The 18267-nt window shown below is 44.2% G+C and carries 12 protein-coding genes and 2 tRNA genes; 8 read left to right on the top strand and 6 right to left on the bottom strand.

From position 1 onward, the window contains the following. Positions 1-16 precede the first annotated feature (16 nt). Together I3249_RS03975 and I3249_RS03970 are read left to right on the top strand one after the other, a co-directional pair. Entirely contained in the window at positions 17-1087 is a 1071-nt protein-coding gene (locus tag I3249_RS03975) for a DUF3025 domain-containing protein (RefSeq protein ID WP_238068708.1), read from the top strand. Positions 1088-1383: 296 nt separating this feature from the next. Further along, positions 1384-4221, top strand: coding sequence for an aconitate hydratase (locus tag I3249_RS03970; RefSeq protein ID WP_238068706.1), 2838 nt, complete (start codon positions 1384-1386; stop codon positions 4219-4221). A gap of 100 nt (positions 4222-4321) precedes the next feature. Here I3249_RS03970 and I3249_RS03965 read toward each other — a convergent pair whose 3' ends face one another. The 6 genes from I3249_RS03965 to gltX form a co-directional block, all read right to left on the bottom strand. After that, positions 4322-4975: a LysE family translocator gene (locus I3249_RS03965; RefSeq protein ID WP_238068705.1), complete on the bottom strand. Its 654-nt coding sequence runs from the start codon at positions 4973-4975 to the stop codon at positions 4322-4324. Between the two features lie 292 nt (positions 4976-5267). Further along, positions 5268-5343, bottom strand: a tRNA-Glu gene (locus tag I3249_RS03960). A 148-nt stretch (positions 5344-5491) separates the two neighbouring features. Further along, positions 5492-5567, bottom strand: a tRNA-Ala gene (locus tag I3249_RS03955). 122 nt (positions 5568-5689) lie between these two features. After that, complete coding sequence (locus I3249_RS03950) at positions 5690-6055, bottom strand: hypothetical protein (RefSeq protein WP_238068704.1); 366 nt, start codon at positions 6053-6055, stop codon at positions 5690-5692. A gap of 102 nt (positions 6056-6157) precedes the next feature. Next, entirely contained in the window at positions 6158-7477 is a 1320-nt protein-coding gene (locus tag I3249_RS03945; RefSeq protein WP_238068702.1) for a PIN-like domain-containing protein, read from the bottom strand. A 361-nt stretch (positions 7478-7838) separates the two neighbouring features. Beyond that, positions 7839-9365: a glutamate--tRNA ligase gene (gene gltX / locus I3249_RS03940; RefSeq protein ID WP_238068755.1), complete on the bottom strand. Its 1527-nt coding sequence runs from the start codon at positions 9363-9365 to the stop codon at positions 7839-7841. A 397-nt stretch (positions 9366-9762) separates the two neighbouring features. Between gltX and rsmH the strand changes: the two genes are divergently transcribed. The 6 genes from rsmH (at position 9763) to mraY (ending at position 18198) form a co-directional block, all read left to right on the top strand. Next, positions 9763-10764 carry a 16S rRNA (cytosine(1402)-N(4))-methyltransferase RsmH gene (gene rsmH, locus I3249_RS03935; protein WP_238068752.1) on the top strand — a complete coding sequence of 334 codons (1002 nt, stop codon included), beginning with the start codon at positions 9763-9765 and terminating at the stop codon, positions 10762-10764. Positions 10765-11193: 429 nt separating this feature from the next. After that, complete coding sequence (locus tag I3249_RS03930) at positions 11194-11676, top strand: cell division protein FtsL (protein ID WP_102092109.1); 483 nt, start codon at positions 11194-11196, stop codon at positions 11674-11676. Next, complete coding sequence (locus I3249_RS03925; RefSeq protein ID WP_057762051.1) at positions 11673-13763, top strand: penicillin-binding protein 2; 2091 nt, start codon at positions 11673-11675, stop codon at positions 13761-13763. The genes I3249_RS03930 and I3249_RS03925 overlap by 4 nt, the downstream gene beginning before the upstream one ends. A 66-nt stretch (positions 13764-13829) precedes the next feature. Next, entirely contained in the window at positions 13830-15545 is a 1716-nt protein-coding gene (locus I3249_RS03920; protein WP_238068701.1) for a UDP-N-acetylmuramoyl-L-alanyl-D-glutamate--2,6-diaminopimelate ligase, read from the top strand. An 82-nt stretch (positions 15546-15627) separates the two neighbouring features. Beyond that, positions 15628-17076, top strand: coding sequence for a UDP-N-acetylmuramoyl-tripeptide--D-alanyl-D-alanine ligase (murF, locus tag I3249_RS03915; protein WP_238068700.1), 1449 nt, complete (start codon positions 15628-15630; stop codon positions 17074-17076). Between the two features lie 3 nt (positions 17077-17079). Further along, a complete protein-coding gene (gene mraY, locus I3249_RS03910) occupies positions 17080-18198 on the top strand; it encodes a phospho-N-acetylmuramoyl-pentapeptide-transferase (RefSeq protein WP_101205970.1) in 1119 nt (372 codons plus the stop codon). Positions 18199-18267: the final 69 nt, after the last annotated feature.

Raw genomic sequence — 18267 nt, 5'->3', positions numbered from 1 at the left:
GTAAGAGAGAGCTTCTATGCCTGCCAATGATTTACCCGCCACACTTAACTCTGATACTCATACTAAGCAGCTACCTGTAGTAGAAGGTCAGCTTGATCACAGCTTTGCTGCCATTGATTGGCAAGTGCCTTGGTTGTCGCATATCACTCAATTGAGTTATATCAGCAACACGATTGAGCACCTTAGTCGCTCAAAATCACAGAGAAATAGCTTGGATGGTTCGAATGATTCAGAAGGTTTGGATAATGCGAAAAGTCTATATGAGCACGATATAAATGCTTCTGGCATCAATACGCCTGACACGATTGCCAAAGTCTTAAAAACGGCGATGACGCAGCAGGCTGATCACTTACAACAGTCATTGCCGCCTACCAAACCTGCCCATGGTCATGCGCCTCAAACGCTACAGTTTGTCTCTCAAAACGCATTGCCTGAAGGGGAGGCATATGAGCATTTCATCGGCACAACTGGCAATATCCCGACGCGTGACAACTTACATGACTTGTTTAATGGCAGTATTTGGCTGACTTTTCCGAAGACTAAAGCTGTGCTTAATTACTACCATATGCTAGAAATCGCAAAGCAGGGTATTAGTGAGCGTCGAGGGCGTGTGCGCGACACTATCACTGTCTTTGATGAGAATGGCGCAGTGCTGGTGACTTCTGATGCTAGTATCGGTGAGGCGTTGGTTGACTTTGACTGGCAGGCAAGTTTGGTTAAACCACGTGCTAAATGGGACAACCCAACCCAGCCTGATAACAGCACTCAGGCAGCAGTCTATATCTTTGGCCATGCATTGCTTGAGCAGTTGGTACACCCACGCAAACCTCTATGCGCTCACAGCATTGTCATTCACGTTGCACAAGAATTCTTTACCTTATCGTTAGCTGAACGTATGCGCTATTTGGATGACAAGGTTGCCAAATACATGGACACATTGTTATCCAATGATGACGTCAAGCCGCGCCAGCTTGCGCCGTTACCGATTTTAGGGGTACCGCATTTTTGGGCAGAAAATTCAGATACTAGCTTTTATGAGGACAGCTACGTATTCCGCAGTGGACGACGTAAAAAAGATAAAAATTAAATTGGAATAAATCATTTAAAGATAGCTCGCTAAACCGTTGTTACGTTTACGATTGTGCCACGATTCGACAACGTCCAGACGTTAACAAAGCCTTGTATGTTTGTTATGGTAAAAGGGAGTTTCTGTTAATCCCTACAGATATGATTATCTCTTTTGTTAACACTGACTCATATCAGACAGTTTTGCGAAACTGCGATATTGATTCAAGACAGATCAATCATTTATTGAGCCACCAGTCATACATAAACTTATAATAATTTATGTCCAGGATTTATAACAACGATAAGGAAGCTATCATGAGTGATATTTTTGATGTAAAAGACACCCTTTCGGTTGCTGGCAAGGAACATGCCTACTACAGCCTACCAAAGCTGACCGAAACTTACGAGCATATCAAGACGCTACCATTTTGTATGAAAGTGGTATTAGAGAACCTATTGCGTAACGAAGACGGCGGCCAGTCAGTTGGTAAAAACCATATCGAAGCGGTTGCCAACTGGGATGCAGGGGCTGAAGCGTCAAAAGAAATCGCCTTTATGCCAGCGCGTGTGGTATTGCAGGATTTCACTGGTGTACCTTCAGTAGTCGATTTGGCGGCGATGCGTGATGCAGTGGTCGAGCTTGGCGGAAAGGCTGAGCAGATCAATCCGTTTATTCCTAGTGAGCTGGTCGTCGATCACTCTGTACAGGTCGATGCTTATGGCCGCGAAGATGCGCTAGATTTGAATGAAAAAATTGAATTTAAGCGTAATAATGAGCGCTATGAATTTTTGCATTGGGGCAAGCAAGCCTTTGAAAACTTCGTCGTGGTACCACCAGCGACAGGTATCGTGCATCAGGTTAACCTTGAATATTTAGCCCGTGTGGTGATGGCAGCAGACGTCGATGGTGAGCTGACAGCTTATCCAGATACAGTATTTGGTACAGATAGCCATACCACGATGATTAATGGTATTGGCGTGCTTGGTTGGGGTGTGGGCGGTATCGAAGCTGAAGCTGCGATGCTAGGCCAACCGTCTTCGATGCTGATTCCACAAGTGGTCGGTTTTGAGCTAAAAGGCAAGCTAACGGAAGGCGTTACCGCAACCGATTTGGTATTACGTGTGGTTGAGATGTTGCGTGCACATGGCGTAGTGGGCAAGTTCGTCGAGTTTTATGGCGAAGGCTTACACAGTATGCCGCTAGCGGACCGCGCTACCATTGCCAATATGTCACCAGAGTATGGTGCGACTTGTGGTATTTTCCCAATTGATCAAATGGCGATTGATTACCTGCGTTTATCTGGCCGTGACGAAGAGCAGATTGAATTGGTCGAAAAATATGCCAAGGCGCAAGGCTTATGGCACGATGCCGATACACCTGCGGCAACTTATTCGAGCAAGCTAGAACTAGATCTATCGTCAGTACAGCCAGCACTTGCTGGTCCGAACTTACCACAGCAGCGTATCAATTTATCTGATATGCATGAGAAGTTTGGCGAAACGTTAGAAAAAATGACCAAAGATCGCAAGTCAGAAGTCGAAGGTAAAGTACGCTTTGATCAAGAAGGCGGTGAGCAAGAGCAAGCTGAACACTTGGCGGCTGAGCCGAATATCGAAGTTGATACCAGTGATGACAATGCAAGTTATGCGCCAGCAAACAATGTCTTCTCAAATGTCAGCATCGATGACAAACAACACAAACTACGAGACGGGTCGGTAGTTATTGCTGCTATTACTTCTTGTACCAATACTTCCAATCCAGCGGTAATGATTGGTGCAGGTCTGGTGGCCAAAAAAGCGGCTGCCAAAGGACTTAAAGCCAAGCCTTGGGTTAAGACATCGCTTGCACCCGGTTCTAAAGTGGTCACCGACTATTTAGAAAAAACCCATCTAATGGATGAGCTAGAAAAGACGGGCTTCTATTTAGTAGGGTATGGGTGTACGACGTGTATCGGTAACTCAGGACCATTGTCAGAAGAGATCGAAAAAGGCATTGAGGAAAATGACTTAGTCGCAGCGGCTGTATTGTCTGGTAACCGTAACTTTGAAGGTCGTATTCACTCGCATGTTAAAGCCAGTTACTTGGCATCACCACCGTTGGTCGTTGCCTACGCGCTAGCAGGTACAGTCGATATCGATCTGACTACTCATCCGCTAGGACAGGATCAAGATGGCAATGATGTATTCCTAAAAGACATCTGGCCAACTTCAGAAGAAATTAACGAGTTAATTGCCAATAATATCGATGCTGATATGTTCCGCAAAAACTATGGCGAAGTATTTGACGGTAGTGCCGCATGGAACGCAATTAGTTCAGCGGATAGCCAATTGTATCCATGGGATGAAGGGTCAACGTACATCAAAAATCCACCGTTCTTTGATGGTATGACCATGGAGCCAGAAGGTATCCCTGATATCGAAGGCGCGCGTATCCTAGGTCTGTTTGGTGACTCAATCACCACCGATCATATCTCACCAGCAGGTAATATCGATCCAGACTCACCAGCAGGTAAGTACTTGCAAGAGCGTGGTGTGATGGAGGCGGACTTCAACAGCTATGGCTCACGCCGTGGTAACGATGCAGTTATGACCCGTGGTACTTTTGCCAACATCCGTATCAAAAATACCATGATGGGCGGTAAAGAAGGTGGCTATACTTATTACTTCAAGGATGACAGCGCTACGCTACAAGATGGCGAAGAAATGCCTATCTATAATGCAGCGATGAAGTATAAAGAAGATAAGCGTCCGCTAGTGGTACTGGGCGGGGCAGAGTATGGTTCTGGTTCGAGCCGTGATTGGGCAGCCAAAGGTACTATCTTGCTAGGCGTAAAAGCGGTATTGACCAGCTCGTTTGAGCGTATTCACCGCTCGAATCTTGTTGGTATGGGCGTGTTGCCATTAACGTTTAAAGATGGTCAAAATGCGGAGACATACAAACTAGATGGTTCTGAAATGCTGAGCATCACAGGTCTAGATAATGGTGAGAGTAAAACAGCCACGGTTACGGCTACACGTGCTGATGGTTCGGCAGAAACCTTTGAGGTAAATGTTGGTCTACAAACGCCAAAAGAGCGCGAATATGTGCGTCATGGCGGCGTATTGCACTATGTACTACGTCAATTGGCTGCTGAGAGCAAAGAAGCTGGCTAGTAATTAGTTAAGCTTTATATGACAAAAAGCCCAATCTCCTTCAAAGTAGGGGATTGGGCTTTCTTATGGAAGACGTTTTTTCTTCTTGTTACTTTACTCTTCAAGCCTTTTCAGTCAACAACTTAATTCCTAGCCCCATAAATACGACACCACTTATTTTATTCATCATCGATTCAATTTTTGGATTCTCTCTTAGTTTTTTGCTGAACTTTGACGCCAACATCGCCAAACACAAGCACCATATAAAGCCAGTGGTGGCAAAAGTCAGTCCCAACATCAAAAATGACAGCATGCCATAAGCATAACTAGCGTCGATAAACTGAGGAAAGAACGCCAAGAAAAATAAAGCGACTTTTGGGTTAAAAGTATTGGTCAACACACCTTGCTTATATATTTGCCAACCATCTACAGCCTTTTGGCTAGTCAAGCCCTTATCTTTGGACAAATGGTTCGTTATCGAGTTCGAGTTTTTGCTCGTCAGCATTTTAAAGCCTAAATAACACAAATAGCTGGCCCCAATATATTTGACAATCATAAAAGCGATAGGGGAATTGGCAAGTAATACGGACAATCCTAGCGCCGCCAATAAAGTATGTACCAAAATACCCGAAGTAATGCCAAGAACAGAATAAAACCCTGCTGTTTGCCCCTGTGAAATACTACGGGTGATGATGTACATGCTATCCGTACCTGGCGTTAGGTTTAACAAAATAGCCGCCAAGATAAACCCTAGATAATTCTCGATACCAAACATCGCAATCACTTCCCTTTAATCACGCCAAGCCCCATCATTTATAGTATGTGGCTGCACTTTATAAATATGCTTATCAGGTCGATATTAACGAGTATTAGATAGGTTGGCAATAGTGCTATCAACAGTAAGCTAGCAGCGATTAATAATAAGCTAACGACAATAGAATAGAGGATGTTGAGAAATGACAGACATAAAAAAGCCCAGTCACCATATGATGACTGGGCTTTTTTATTGTTCGCTTACTAGTCTAATCTGATGCTAAGCAAAAGTGCTAGTAAGTGACGCCGAATAGTGGCGTCCCCAGGGGGATTCGAACCCCCGTTACCGCCGTGAAAGGGCGGTGTCCTAGGCCTCTAGACGATGGGGACGCATAGAGTGTTATAACCAGTGGTTACAACGGTACTTCACAATATCAGATAGCTTATTAAATAAGCATTGCCTAGGTGCTGATATCGTCCTACTAGCGAGTATTTATTATTACGTTTCAGTAATACTGAGCGTTGCTATAAATAAGTATGGTGGAGCTAAACGGAGTCGAACCGTTGACCCCTTGCATGCCATGCAAGTGCTCTACCAACTGAGCTATAGCCCCTCGCTAAGAGTGTGCGTATTTTATGTAAGAGCGGCAGTCTTGTCAACCACTATTTTAAAAATAATGCATAAATATGCAAAAAAAAGTGATTTAGCCTGTTTTAAAGGCTCAACAAGCCCAAATTAGCGTGGATTTTGCTTAATGGCAATCTCTTTTAGGGCTTTATCGGTATAAAACTCTTCTTCGCTACCATCAGAAAAAATAATCGCACAGCATTCAGTTGGTATATATTGACCGCCTTTTTCTCGGATCGTTCTTATGCCTTTGACCCCGATGATGTCATATTCGCCCAATTTATCTAGATTATGTTTGGTGTAACCGCAGTAAGTGCTGTATATCCATTTTAAATCTTCGAAGTCTTGGCCCTTGGTCAGGGTCAAAGTTGCATCAAAAAGCTCCTTTACAATGCCATCATAGTATTTCTGTGCTTCTTTTAGGGTATTAAAGACATAATCTTTGCTTTCTATTGTGACGGTTTTGGCGGGCATATTAGCATCCACTAAATATTCTCATATAATTGGTTTATTGAATTCATAATATTTCTTTTTCGGTAGAGCTGTTTTTACAAGTAAAATTTCATCTAGTGATAGTCAGTCATCTTTGACATAGTTGGGATCTCTTCTGCATCTTGGACAAATTATCTCTACATCACCTTCATCAGTCCATACGACTCTTCGTAAATCATCAGAAGGCCATGTGATACCACATATTGTACAATCGCTTTCTATTTCATCACTATATTCGTTGTCGCAGTAAACGCACCGGTATCCTGTTTCACTATCATTTTCAGGTATCATGGTGTCATTACCACACTCTACACAGTGGATAGTTTGTTCATTATGAGATGAATAATTCTCATACCTTTCAAATTCACGGCTCTGGTTGTGGCGTTGGAGTTTTATATTCCCCTTCATTTTTCTCAAATATAATTCAGCTTGTAGATTACGTTGAGCTTGATTATTTATGGACTGGTTCAATAATATTCTTGTTTCACCTGCTTCTTGTAAAGTTTCTTCTGAAACACTCGCTTTTAGGTAATCTCTAGAATATTTAAGAAAAAATTCTGCGTCATACATTAGAAAATTTTTGACTTCTGCATGGTTGTACATATCATCAAGTAGCTCAGGTCTTGGCTGTCGATGTTTTGTTTGAGAGTTACCATAAGATACAGCAACTTCTAACCACCAGTCTGCCTTATTATCATCTGTTACAAAGATAATGTCCTTTAGTTTTTTCTCTTTTACATGGTCTAAAATCTGTTGCCATATAAGATAGTCAGCATACTTTTTCTGATAAACAATTTGATTGTCTACACAAACTTCATCTTTTTTCTCATCCAAATAGCCCGGAGATATTTTGAGTTTATATTTAGCTTGAGCGTTTTTGTATAAAGCATCTATTTTTTCTTGAGTGTAAGCTGCACTCCCAACTCTATTATCAAAAATCGTATCTATATTTTCTTCAAGAGGATCGGATTCGTTAATTTTTTGCTGATCACTGATAATGTTATCAATTTCTTTCGCTAGTTCATCTCCTAACGACTTAAACTTTTCTTTAATATTGTCAACGTCAATTGGTGAGTGTACTTTTTTTATTTGCAATTTATTTAGTTCTGTTGCTAAAGTGCTTTGCGATTTATTTATAGCTTCTTTTGCTTCTATAAGTAAATTCGTTCTACTTCTGATAGTCGTTAATCTATTACGCTTGAATTCGAGAGCTACATGGTGAGGAATCCAGATTCTATCATCTAGACTTTCTAGTATTTTTATAAATTCGTCTCTACTACTATTTTGATACCGATAAAGGTTGAGTAATATATTGGTATCAAAAATAAACAAAGCATTTTCCCAGATATGACGGTATTCTTGCTCTGTGAAATTATAATCATACTGCTTAAACATATCTTTCATAGGATGTTACCCTAGCCAATTTTCAGTTGAAAAATACTAGCTTCTCATAGTGGAGGCGATAAAAATTTAGAATGTATGTTTCTTTTATTAAAATATTAACTTCAGTAACTAAATGAAGTATTCTAAGTTATCTAGATTTTTTAAGACTTACTTACGATTAACTATAATGTCATTGCTAATACGTAAAAAATATCAATATTATAATTTTATTAGTCATCAAATATATGAGATTGTATTTGAAATACTTTATTGAGATAACCTAAGTAAATGTTTACCAAAAAAAATTACCCTAATCGTATATTGATTAGGGTAATTTGAACAGCTTTTATAAAATTATTTTTAAATTTACTCAGCAACTGAACTACTCAGTAGCAGCTAAGAAATCTGGTAGTTCTGCCGCTTGTTTCTCAAGTTTCTTCAGTTTCTTTTTACCAAGGCCACCCAGTACATCAACCGCATGGCGCAAGCGCGTCAGCGTCATGTCAGCGCCGATAATCGCCATAGAGTTCATCACTGGCGTCGATGAGGTGCTACCAGCGATAGCGATAAAGAACGGTGCCATAAAGTCGCGCATCTTAATATCTAGATGCGCAGCAAGGCCTTTTAGGGTGGCATAGATATTTTCTTCTGACCATGTCGGTAAGGTCTCTAGCTGCCAAAGCGCCAGTTGTAGCATTTCGATGATTTGCTCAGGCGTCAGTGATTTATGCGTAAAGCTTTCTGCATTGATATCAGGGAGGTTCTGGAAATAAAAGCCACTCCAATTGACGGCATCAGACAGTAATTCGATACGTGGCTGAATGGCGGCGGCAATAGCGGTTAATTTATCGCTGTCACTTGCCCACTCTAAAATTTTGTTTTTTAGCTGTTCAGGCGTGAGTTCACGTAGCCATTCAGCATTTAGCCAATTGAGCTTTTCGATATCAAAGATAGGACCGCCAAGCGACACACGCTGAATATCAAAACTGGCAATCATTTCCTCTAAGGTAAATTTCTCAGCTTCGTCAGGCATTGAGTAGCCCATACGACCAAGATAATTGAGCAGCGCTTCAGGTAGTACGCCGGCATCACGGTAATAGGTGATAGAGGTTGGGTTTTTACGTTTAGAGAGCTTTGATTTGTCAGGGTTACGCAGTAGCGGCATGTGGCAAAGCACAGGCATCTCCCAGCCAAAGTACTCATAAAGCAGCTGATGCTTAGGTGCAGAGTTTAGCCACTCTTCACCGCGCATGACGTGACTGATATCCATCAAGTGGTCATCGACGACGTTGGCTAGATGGTAGGTTGGCATGCCGTCGGTTTTTAGCAATACTTGCATATCGACTTGTGTCCAAGGAATCTCAACCGTGCCGCGTAGCATGTCATGCACCTGACAGATGCCTTCGGTTGGCACACGCATACGAATGACGTTTGGTTTGCCCTCGCTTACCAGTTGCGCGGTTTTTTCAGGTGCTAAATGGGCACAGCGACCATCGTAACGCGGCGTTTCGCCATTGGCCATTTGCTCAGCGCGCATGGTATCGAGCTCTTCACTGGTACAAAAACAACGAAACGCATGGTCGTTTTCTATCAGCTGCTCTGCATGCTTTTTATAAATATCACTACGCTGGCTCTGACGATAAGGTGCATGTGGACCGCCGATGTCTGGGCCCTCGCTCCAATCTAAACCAACCCAACGTAGGGCATCCAAAATCATTTGTTCTGATTGCTCAGTTGAGCGAGTCTGATCAGTGTCTTCGATACGTAAGATGAATTCGCCGCCATGCGCTTTGGCAAAAGCCAAGTTAAACAGGGCAATATAGGCAGTACCTACGTGTGGGAAGCCAGTTGGTGATGGGGCGATACGCGTGCGCACAGGGCGCGTGCTGTCAGTAGAGGTTTGCATGATAAAAGTCTCAAAGTTTGCTATCGATATAAGCTATCAGTATAAATAGCGATGAAAGATATGAAGTCGATGTTAAGAAATAGCGTAAAATATAGCGCTAGTATAACAGAGACATGTGATATTTTTAATGAAAAGCCCTTCTAGTGCTTGACTACAGGTGTATCCTTGCGATAATAATGCTAAGCAAGTCATAACTTGTTTATTTTCATCTAATTACTGGCCAGTACGGTCGTCATCTATTGAGTTGTTTGTGTCCCTATCAAAGTCTAAGCCAAAATCGAAAGCCAGTCCTTCTGCCGCCGCTGATCTCTCTGAGTCAGTGTCCAATCCTTCTGTTATAAAGGATGCGTCTACGCAAGATGTCGATCTGGATGTTACTCACGCCCGTCATGAGGGCGATATCACGTCTGATGAATTGAGTTTTGTCCATGATGCGGTGCTGCTACAAGAGACTGTCGCAGCAGTACTAGGTGTAAAATCCTTGCCTAAGCAAAAAGCAGGCGACCAAAATAGCTTAAATATAAGTGGTATCTATGTTGATGCGACTTTTGGCCGTGGTGGTCATAGCCGACTGCTACTAAGTCAACTCGCCGATGATGCAACACTGATTGTCTTTGACAAAGATCCAACAGCCATTAGTGTGGCGCAAGAGCTGGCAAGCAAAGACAGCCGTGTGCGTGTGGTTCACGATAGTTTTGCGACGTTGACCGACAGTCTGGCTGCTATGGGCATCACTGAAGTTGATGGCTTGATGGCGGACTTGGGTATTTCGTCACCGCAGATTGATGATGGTAGTCGCGGCTTTAGCTTTATGCGCGACGGGGCAGTAGACATGCGTATGGACACCAGCCGTGGCCAATCAGTTGCCGAATGGCTCGAGAAAGTCGATGATGACACCTTAGCCAATGTGCTTTATGAGTTTGGCGAAGAGCGTCACAGCCGTCGTATTGCACGTGCAATTAAGCAGATGGACAGTTTTGAGTCCACGCTTGAGCTGGCAGAAGTGATAAAAGTGGCGCATCCAAACTGGCAGCGTGGTAAGCATCCAGCGACGCAGAGCTTTCAGGCGATGCGCATTTTCATTAACAATGAGCTTGGCGATGTCGATGATTTTTTAGCGCAAAGCATTCCTATCTTAAAGTCAGGTGGGCAGCTTGCGGTCATTAGTTTTCACTCATTAGAAGATCGCCGTATCAAGCAGTTCTTGCAGCGTCATAGCAAAGGGCAGTATCCAGAAGACGAAAACCTGCCAATGCCGCCGAATCGTCCACGCTATTTTAGCAAGCCAAAACGTGTTGGCCCAAGCAAAGCTGAGACGAGTCAAAACCCGCGCGCGCGTAGCGCATGGTTGCGTATGGCAACGCGTACTGACACAGCTTATGAGCAAATAACAGGGTTATAGAAGAACATCATGACGCCGCAAGTCATAGTCAAATATGATTATTGAGTTGTCTAAGATTGCTAATGTTTGTCTAAATGATGCGCAAATGTCCTAATGGCTACGCCACTGTTAAAAATCTGTAAATATTGTCTGTTAGGCTCAGCAGTTGGTTTTTATCTGCTTAATAGTTGAATGGTTTTATATAGTATAGCCATTCAACGTGTTTGGTTGTGGTATGACATATTGATAGCCATGAGTTGTGATGATTTATGGCTCCTGAGTAAATTGGCTATTGGATGTGTTTTTTACGTTCGTTTTTTAAGTGTGGTTTTTACACTTATAAGTGTCTTTGGTTTTATATTTATCGATGGTATGACCGAATAATGACACGTTCATCTTTCGCAATCCGTTATCTACTCTATCGTTTACGTTCACCTTTTTGAGATCGTCATGGCAATATCTGACAAACCTGCGAATCGCCGCACTGCTACACCTTATAATACCGATGTCGGCGAGCTGTTCGTGCGCCGGTTTAATGTGGTGAGCATTTATGTGGTCGTGCTATTGCTATTGGCAGCCACGATTGTATGGAGTGGTATCAAAACTGCCGAAGAAGTTCAGCAATATCATCAGGACTACAAAACTTTGCAAGACATGAAAAAACAAGAACGTAAGCTACAAGTAGAGCATCAGCGTCTATTAATTGAGCAACAAACCTTTAGCGCCACGCCGCAGATTGCCAGTCGAGCGGTTGCTGAATTGGGTATGTATTCGCCAACATTAAAGGATAAGCTGATTATCCAACCTGGCGTCGCAACTGCATTGGTGCCAGTGGTTACAGAAGACTCAGATGAGGATGCATCTGACGTCATCGGGCCACGTGTCTCTACCGATATTTCTCCTGAAGAACCAGCGACGGAGGCAGGACAATGAGTGAGAAAAAGCCTAAATCCACCGCAAAAAACACCAGCAAAAAACCAGCCAGCGGCAAGGTAACCAAACCTCTCCGCCGAGCCAGTGCGGCTAAATCTGGTCAGACGAGCAGCAAGCCCGATAAAGCTGCAAGCAATCGTAAGGCCAAACTGTTTGGTCGTATCAAAAAAAGCGACACCCAAGGCGCTTATACCAGTGTAAAAAATCGCAAAAGTAAAATGGTTTTTTCGAGCAAAGCGTCAGGTGCGTCAGCTCTCGGTGGTTTCGAACAAGACAAAAACCGTTTTCGTATGGTCTGGGGTCTAGCGCTGGTCATATTAGCGCTACTGATTAGCCGCGCTTATTATATTCAGGTTGCTAATGCACAGTTCTATCAAGACAAAGGCAATGAGCTCATTACCAGTGAGCGCACCCAAAAATCCTATCGCGGTATGATTACCGACCGTAATAATCTACCGCTTGCAGTCAGTGCGCCGCTCGCGACAGTTTCGTTTAGTCCGCATGATTATTCTCGTGAATATTACGAGCTAAAGCGCATTATCATCACCAACCCTAGCAGTCCACAATTACAGGCGCGTATGCAAAAGCGTCTAGATAATATGGATCTGACAAAGCTAGCCGCTGCTGCCAATATCTCGGTCGATGAGTTGAAAAAAGTCACGGCCATTGATGACAGTATCGATGTGACCGATGAGAAAGCCGTAAAAGCTGCTTTGCCATCTGGTGCGGGCTCACACTATTTGCCACTGCTTAATAAAGTCACACCTGAGATTGCCCAAAGCGTCAGCTCGCTCGATTTCCCTGGCGTCTACGAAAAGAATTTCTTTCAGCGTTATTATCCACAGCCACAGTCTAATGCGCAGCTGCTGGGCTTTATGGGTCAAAACGCCAAAGATCCTGAAGGCGGTTACGAAGGCCGTGCTGGTATTGAGCGTCAGTACGAAAAAGATCTGGCGGGTGATGACGGAAAAGTGCTGGTTCTAAAAGACGCTAAACAAAACAGCCTAAAAGAAATCAAACAAATCGAGCCAGAAGTACCTGGTAAAGATGTGGCGTTGACGATTGATTCGCGCTTACAGTATTTGCTGTATAAAGAGCTAGAAAAAGCTGGGCGTTTGCAAAAAGCCCGTTGGTCAACAGGTATGATCGTTGATGTGCAAACTGGTGAAGTGTTGGCGTTATCGACATGGCCATCGTTTAACTCAAACAACCTTAATGAGATGACGGGTGAAAACCAGCGTAACCGCGCACTGTTAGATGTGTTTGAGCCAGGTTCGGTGATGAAACCGTTTACCGTGGCGGCAGCACTAGACTCGGGTAAATATACGCCAACGACCTTGATTGATACTAATCCCGGTTCGATTCGCGTACGTGGCTATACCATTCGAGATCATAATAATTTGGGCATGATTAACATGGCCACGCTACTACAGAAATCTAGTAACGTTGCCTCTACCAAGATTGCGCTATCACTGCCAGCCGATGCTATTAGTAATATGCAACGACAGTTTGGCTTTGGCTCAAAAACACCTTTGCAGTTCCCAGGTGAGGGCAGCGGTTTGATCGTCACGCCAAAAGAAAAAGAAACCTCGCGCCGTGCAACGGTCAGTTATGGTTATGGTCTGCAAGTGACATTGGCACAGGTTGCACAGGCGTATTCAGCCCTAGCAGCAGGTGGGGTCATGCATCCATTAACTTTAATTAAAGATGACAAGTCGCAGCCAAGCAAACGTATTATGGCGCATGAGCAGGCAATGTCTATCGTACAGATGCTTGAGAGCGTAACTGAGCCTGGTGGTACGGCGAAAGCCGCTGCCATTGACGGGTATCGCGTGGCAGGTAAGACGGGTACGTCACGACGTATCAATCCAGATGGTGGCTATTATACCGATCAGTATCGTAACGTCTTTGCTGGTATGGCGCCTGCATCTAATCCAAAGCTGGTAGGCGTAATGCTTATCGAAGACCCGCGCGGTCAAATTTATGCTGGTCTAACGGTCGCACCGGTCTTCCATAATGTGATGAAAGAAGCATTGCGATTGTATAATGTGCCTTTGGATAAGCCACTAAAAACGGAAGCGCAGTAAGCGTTCAATTATTTTAAATGTCCAGTTCTACTGAGCTGACACGTTTTAACTGTTTAGGATTTATCTATGACTATATCATCGCTAGATAGCGCTACTGTTACTTTACAACAGCTTATAGATGCCAATAAAAGCCAGCAGCAAAAACTGGCTGAGCAGCTTACAGCGATGATAGCAACATCGATTCAGAAAGTATTCAAGCAGGCAGAGTCAGATCAAGCACAATCTATTGCCCATATGCCGTTTCAACAGTTTCGCTTGGACAATCGCCGACTGGAAGCGAATGACGTATTTGTCCTGTTAAAAAGTCAAACAGCCAACCCTCAAAAAAGTCGCGATTATCTACTACAAGCCGCTGAACAAGCTGCGTTTATTCTCTCAGAAATTGACCCTAGCGTTTTGCTGAGCGAAGCAAACAACCTCTTAAATACCAATAGTGAACCTAAGACAGATAGTATTGCTAATGCACCTCAGCAACTAACAGCATTACCACGCCCTGTATTGTACGTTCCTAATATTCGCGACTTTTTAGGTAGCTTAATTCAAGCGCGCCTGCAATATCAGCAGCCAGTGACTCTACCGACCGTGGTTGCGGTAACTGGTACAAATGGTAAAACAACCATCAGTCAATTAGTAGCACAGCTTACCCAGTTGATGGGTCAGAGTAGCGCAGTGATGGGTACGGCAGGTAATGGTAGACTTGGCGCTTTGGTGCAAGCCAGTCATACCACGGGCGATGCTTTAGCTGTCCAACAGTTCTTATATCAAATGGGAACAGAGCAGGCAGAAATATTGGCTCTAGAAGCTAGCTCTCATGGATTGGATCAGCAACGTCTACAAGGTATGCCAGTCACTGTGGCGATTTATACCAATTTGAGCCGTGACCATTTAGACTATCATGCCGATATGGCAGAATATGCCGCTGCCAAAGCCAAGCTGTTTGATAAAGCCCATTTTCCAAATTTGACCCATGCCATTATCAATATCGATGATGAACACGCTCAAGTTATGTTAAATATGGCAAATGATAGCGGTTTGACGGTATGGACATACAGTTTGGATTCATCAAAAACTGCTACTTTTGTTGCTGCTAATATTACGCCGAGTCTGCAAGGCGTCAAAATAAATCTACGTACTGATTTTGGTGATGAGAAAGCTGACAACATAGAGATTGTTAGTCCATTATTAGGTCGCTTCAATGTAGCCAATTTGCTCGCAGCGATAGCAGCTGTCGTAGCACTCGATGTTGACTTAGCCATGAATATTGAGCGTATTGCGCCTGCTGTTGCACAGTTGCAAGGTGCGGTTGGGCGTATGCAGCGTGTACCGTCAGATGATGGCTGCTTTATCGTTGACTATGCGCATACCCCAGATGCGCTAAGCCAAGTGCTGGCAAGTTTAAAAACCCACTGTAAAGGTCAGCTTTGGGCAGTATTTGGTTGCGGCGGAGATCGTGATGCAGGCAAGCGACCGTTGATGGCGCAAGCAGGTCTGGCAGGTGCTGATCAAGTTGTTTTGACCGCGGATAATCCACGTACCGAAGACCCAAATGTAATTTTGCAAGATATGCAGGCTGGTATGACCGCTGAGCAATATCAACGAACCCATATCGAGCCTGCCCGCCAAACTGCTATTGAGTATGCAGTTAGTCACTCAGGTGTAGATGATATCGTTGTCATCGCAGGCAAAGGTCATGAGACCTATCAAGAGATTAATAACGTTCGCTATGATTTCGATGACAGTGTTGTTTTGCAGCAGGCATTGAGTCAGGCGGGACGTGTGTAGTTGATTGACTTTCGATACATGCATTAGTAAAAATTGATCATTAAATATAAAAATTAAGTAGTCATCATATAAGGTAATCATTATGACAGCCGACACCGATAATACTGCCCAGTCGCAAGGGCTCTATGTCTGGCAAATGGACAATCTGCTCGCAGCGACCACGTCGCTCGATGGGCAGTGGCAACTACCACAAGGCCATGCAGCAGAGCAGACGGCTTTATCCAGTAAACGTATAGCCACCGATACCCGCACGATAAAGCCAGGCGATATATTTTTGGCGCTAAGCGGCGATAATTTTGATGGTCACGATTATATCGAGACAGCAATATCAAAAGGCGCAGTTGCCGCTGTCGTCTCGCGTCCTATTTCGTTTTCCGGCCCAAATGCTATTCCGCAATTGGTGGTCAGCGATACCCGTTTGGCGCTAGGTCAATTGGCAGCGTATCGTCGTCAGCAGCATCCAGATTTAACCGTGATTGCTATTACGGGCTCTAGCGGCAAGACCACTTGCAAAGAAATGCTAGGTAGTATCTTTGGTAGATTGGCACCGACCTTGATCACTCGTGGTAACCTCAATAACGATTTGGGTGTGCCAATGATGTTGCTTGAGCTATCAGACCATCATCGTTACGCTATTTTGGAGTTGGGCGCAAACCATATTGGCGAGATTGCTTATACGACTGAAATCGTTCAGCCTGATGTGGCCTGTATTTTAAACATCGGTACAGCGCATTTGGGTGAGTTTGGTAGCCGTGAAGGCATCTGCCAAACCAAAGCAGAGATTTACCATACGTTGACGGACGCGCAGTGTGCGATTGTTCCTGATAAGGATGATTTTACCAATCAGTTGCGTCGTATCGCTGAAAAGCACACCTCGCATGTGATTGGCTTTGGTAATACGGATGTCAGCGCAAGCCATCTAGATGTAGAGCCTGAACGTAGTGAGTTTAAGCTACATATCGGTAACCAAATCCATGATATCAACTTGCCATTGGCAGGTGAGCACAATGTCAATAATGCCTTGGCTGCTGCTGCCTGTGCGCATGCGCTAAATATTGAAGTAAGTGACATTGTGATTGGACTCGAAAACGCACGTCCTGCTAAAGGTCGTCTAAATAGCCAGATACTTGGTATGCATCGTCTCATTGATGATACTTATAATGCCAATCCTCATTCGGTACGTGCCGCCGCCAAAGTATTGGCCGCGCAAACCGGTACGCAAGTTATGGTACTGGGCGATATCGGTGAGTTAGGCGAGGCGGCCATCAGTGAGCATCAAAGCTTGGGACGTACTATTGCGACCACAGGTATTAACGTGCTGCTTTGTGTTGGCGAATATGCCCCTTATACCGTTGCGGGTGCGCAAGAGGTCTCTGATATCAGTGCGCATGCTTTCACCGACAAAGACAGTTTATTACAGTATTTACAGCCATATTTGCAAGCGCAACAAGCTAAGCCTTGTACTGTGTTGTTCAAAGGCTCTCGTTCCATGGGAATGGAAACACTTATTCATGCGCTAGTAGAGGAGTAGGCGGTGTTAGTTTGGTTGTTCGGCTGGCTTGGCCAGTATTATACGCCGTTTTCTGCGGTTTCTTCGTTGACGCTACGAGCATTGCTTGCCGTTGTTACCGCCCTTGTATTTAGCATGATGTTTGGTGGCCGTGTCATTCGGCACTTGCGTTCGCTCAAATATGGTCAGGCCATTCGTAATGATGGGCCTCAATCGCATTTGGCAAAGACTGGTACACCAACCATGGGCGGGGTATTGATCCTCAGTGCGATTGGCATATCGACGCTACTGTGGGCACGACTAAACAATCCTTATGTTTGGATTTTGCTCGTGGTTATGGTTATCTTCGGTGCCGTAGGTTGGGCAGATGATTGGCTGAAAATTAAGTACAAAGATCCAAAAGGCTTAATCGCTCGCAAAAAGTATTTTTGGCTGTCTATGGGCGCACTGTTTGTCGGTGTGTCTTTGTACTATATCGCCACATTACAACCCGATATCAACACCACGCGTGAGATGCAGGATCTGCTATTGCCAGTATTCAAGGACTGGATGATTCCATTTTCAGCGGTGCCATTTGGTATTGGCTTTATCATCTTTACTTACTTTGTGATTAACGGTGCTTCTAACGCAGTCAATCTAACCGATGGTTTGGATGGTTTGGCGATTTTGCCAGTCGTTCTCGTCGCTGCAGGTTTGGGCGCGATGGCCTATGTATCAGGCGATGTACGCTTTGCTGATTACTTGCATGTGCCTTATATTCCTTATAACTCTGAGGTCATCATCGTTTGTGGCTCAATGGTCGGAGCAGGTCTTGGTTTCCTATGGTTCAACGCACATCCAGCACAAGTATTTATGGGTGATGTTGGCGCACTAGCACTGGGCGCGATGCTAGGTACTATCGCCGTTATGACCCGCCAAGAGATTGCCTTTGCGATTATGGGTGGTTTGTTTGTCGCAGAAGCGCTATCAGTTATGTTGCAGGTTGGCTCGTACAAACTGCGCAAAAAACGCGTCTTCCGTATGGCACCGCTGCATCATCATTTTGAGGAAATTGGCTGGAAAGAAACGCAAGTGGTAGCTAGATTTTGGATTATTGCCATTATTCTTGTCATCCTTGGGCTAATGACGCTAAAACTGCGTTAAGCTATAACCGCCAAATATCTATATAGATATTTGCAAAACTCCAAAAAGCCGTTTCAATCGTGATTGAGG

Source organism: Psychrobacter sp. Ps1 (assembly GCF_022129425.1).
Classification (GTDB): domain Bacteria; phylum Pseudomonadota; class Gammaproteobacteria; order Pseudomonadales; family Moraxellaceae; genus Psychrobacter.
The sequence above is the reverse complement of the archived record's forward strand: the minus strand, read 5'-3'. Positions and strand labels throughout refer to the sequence as shown.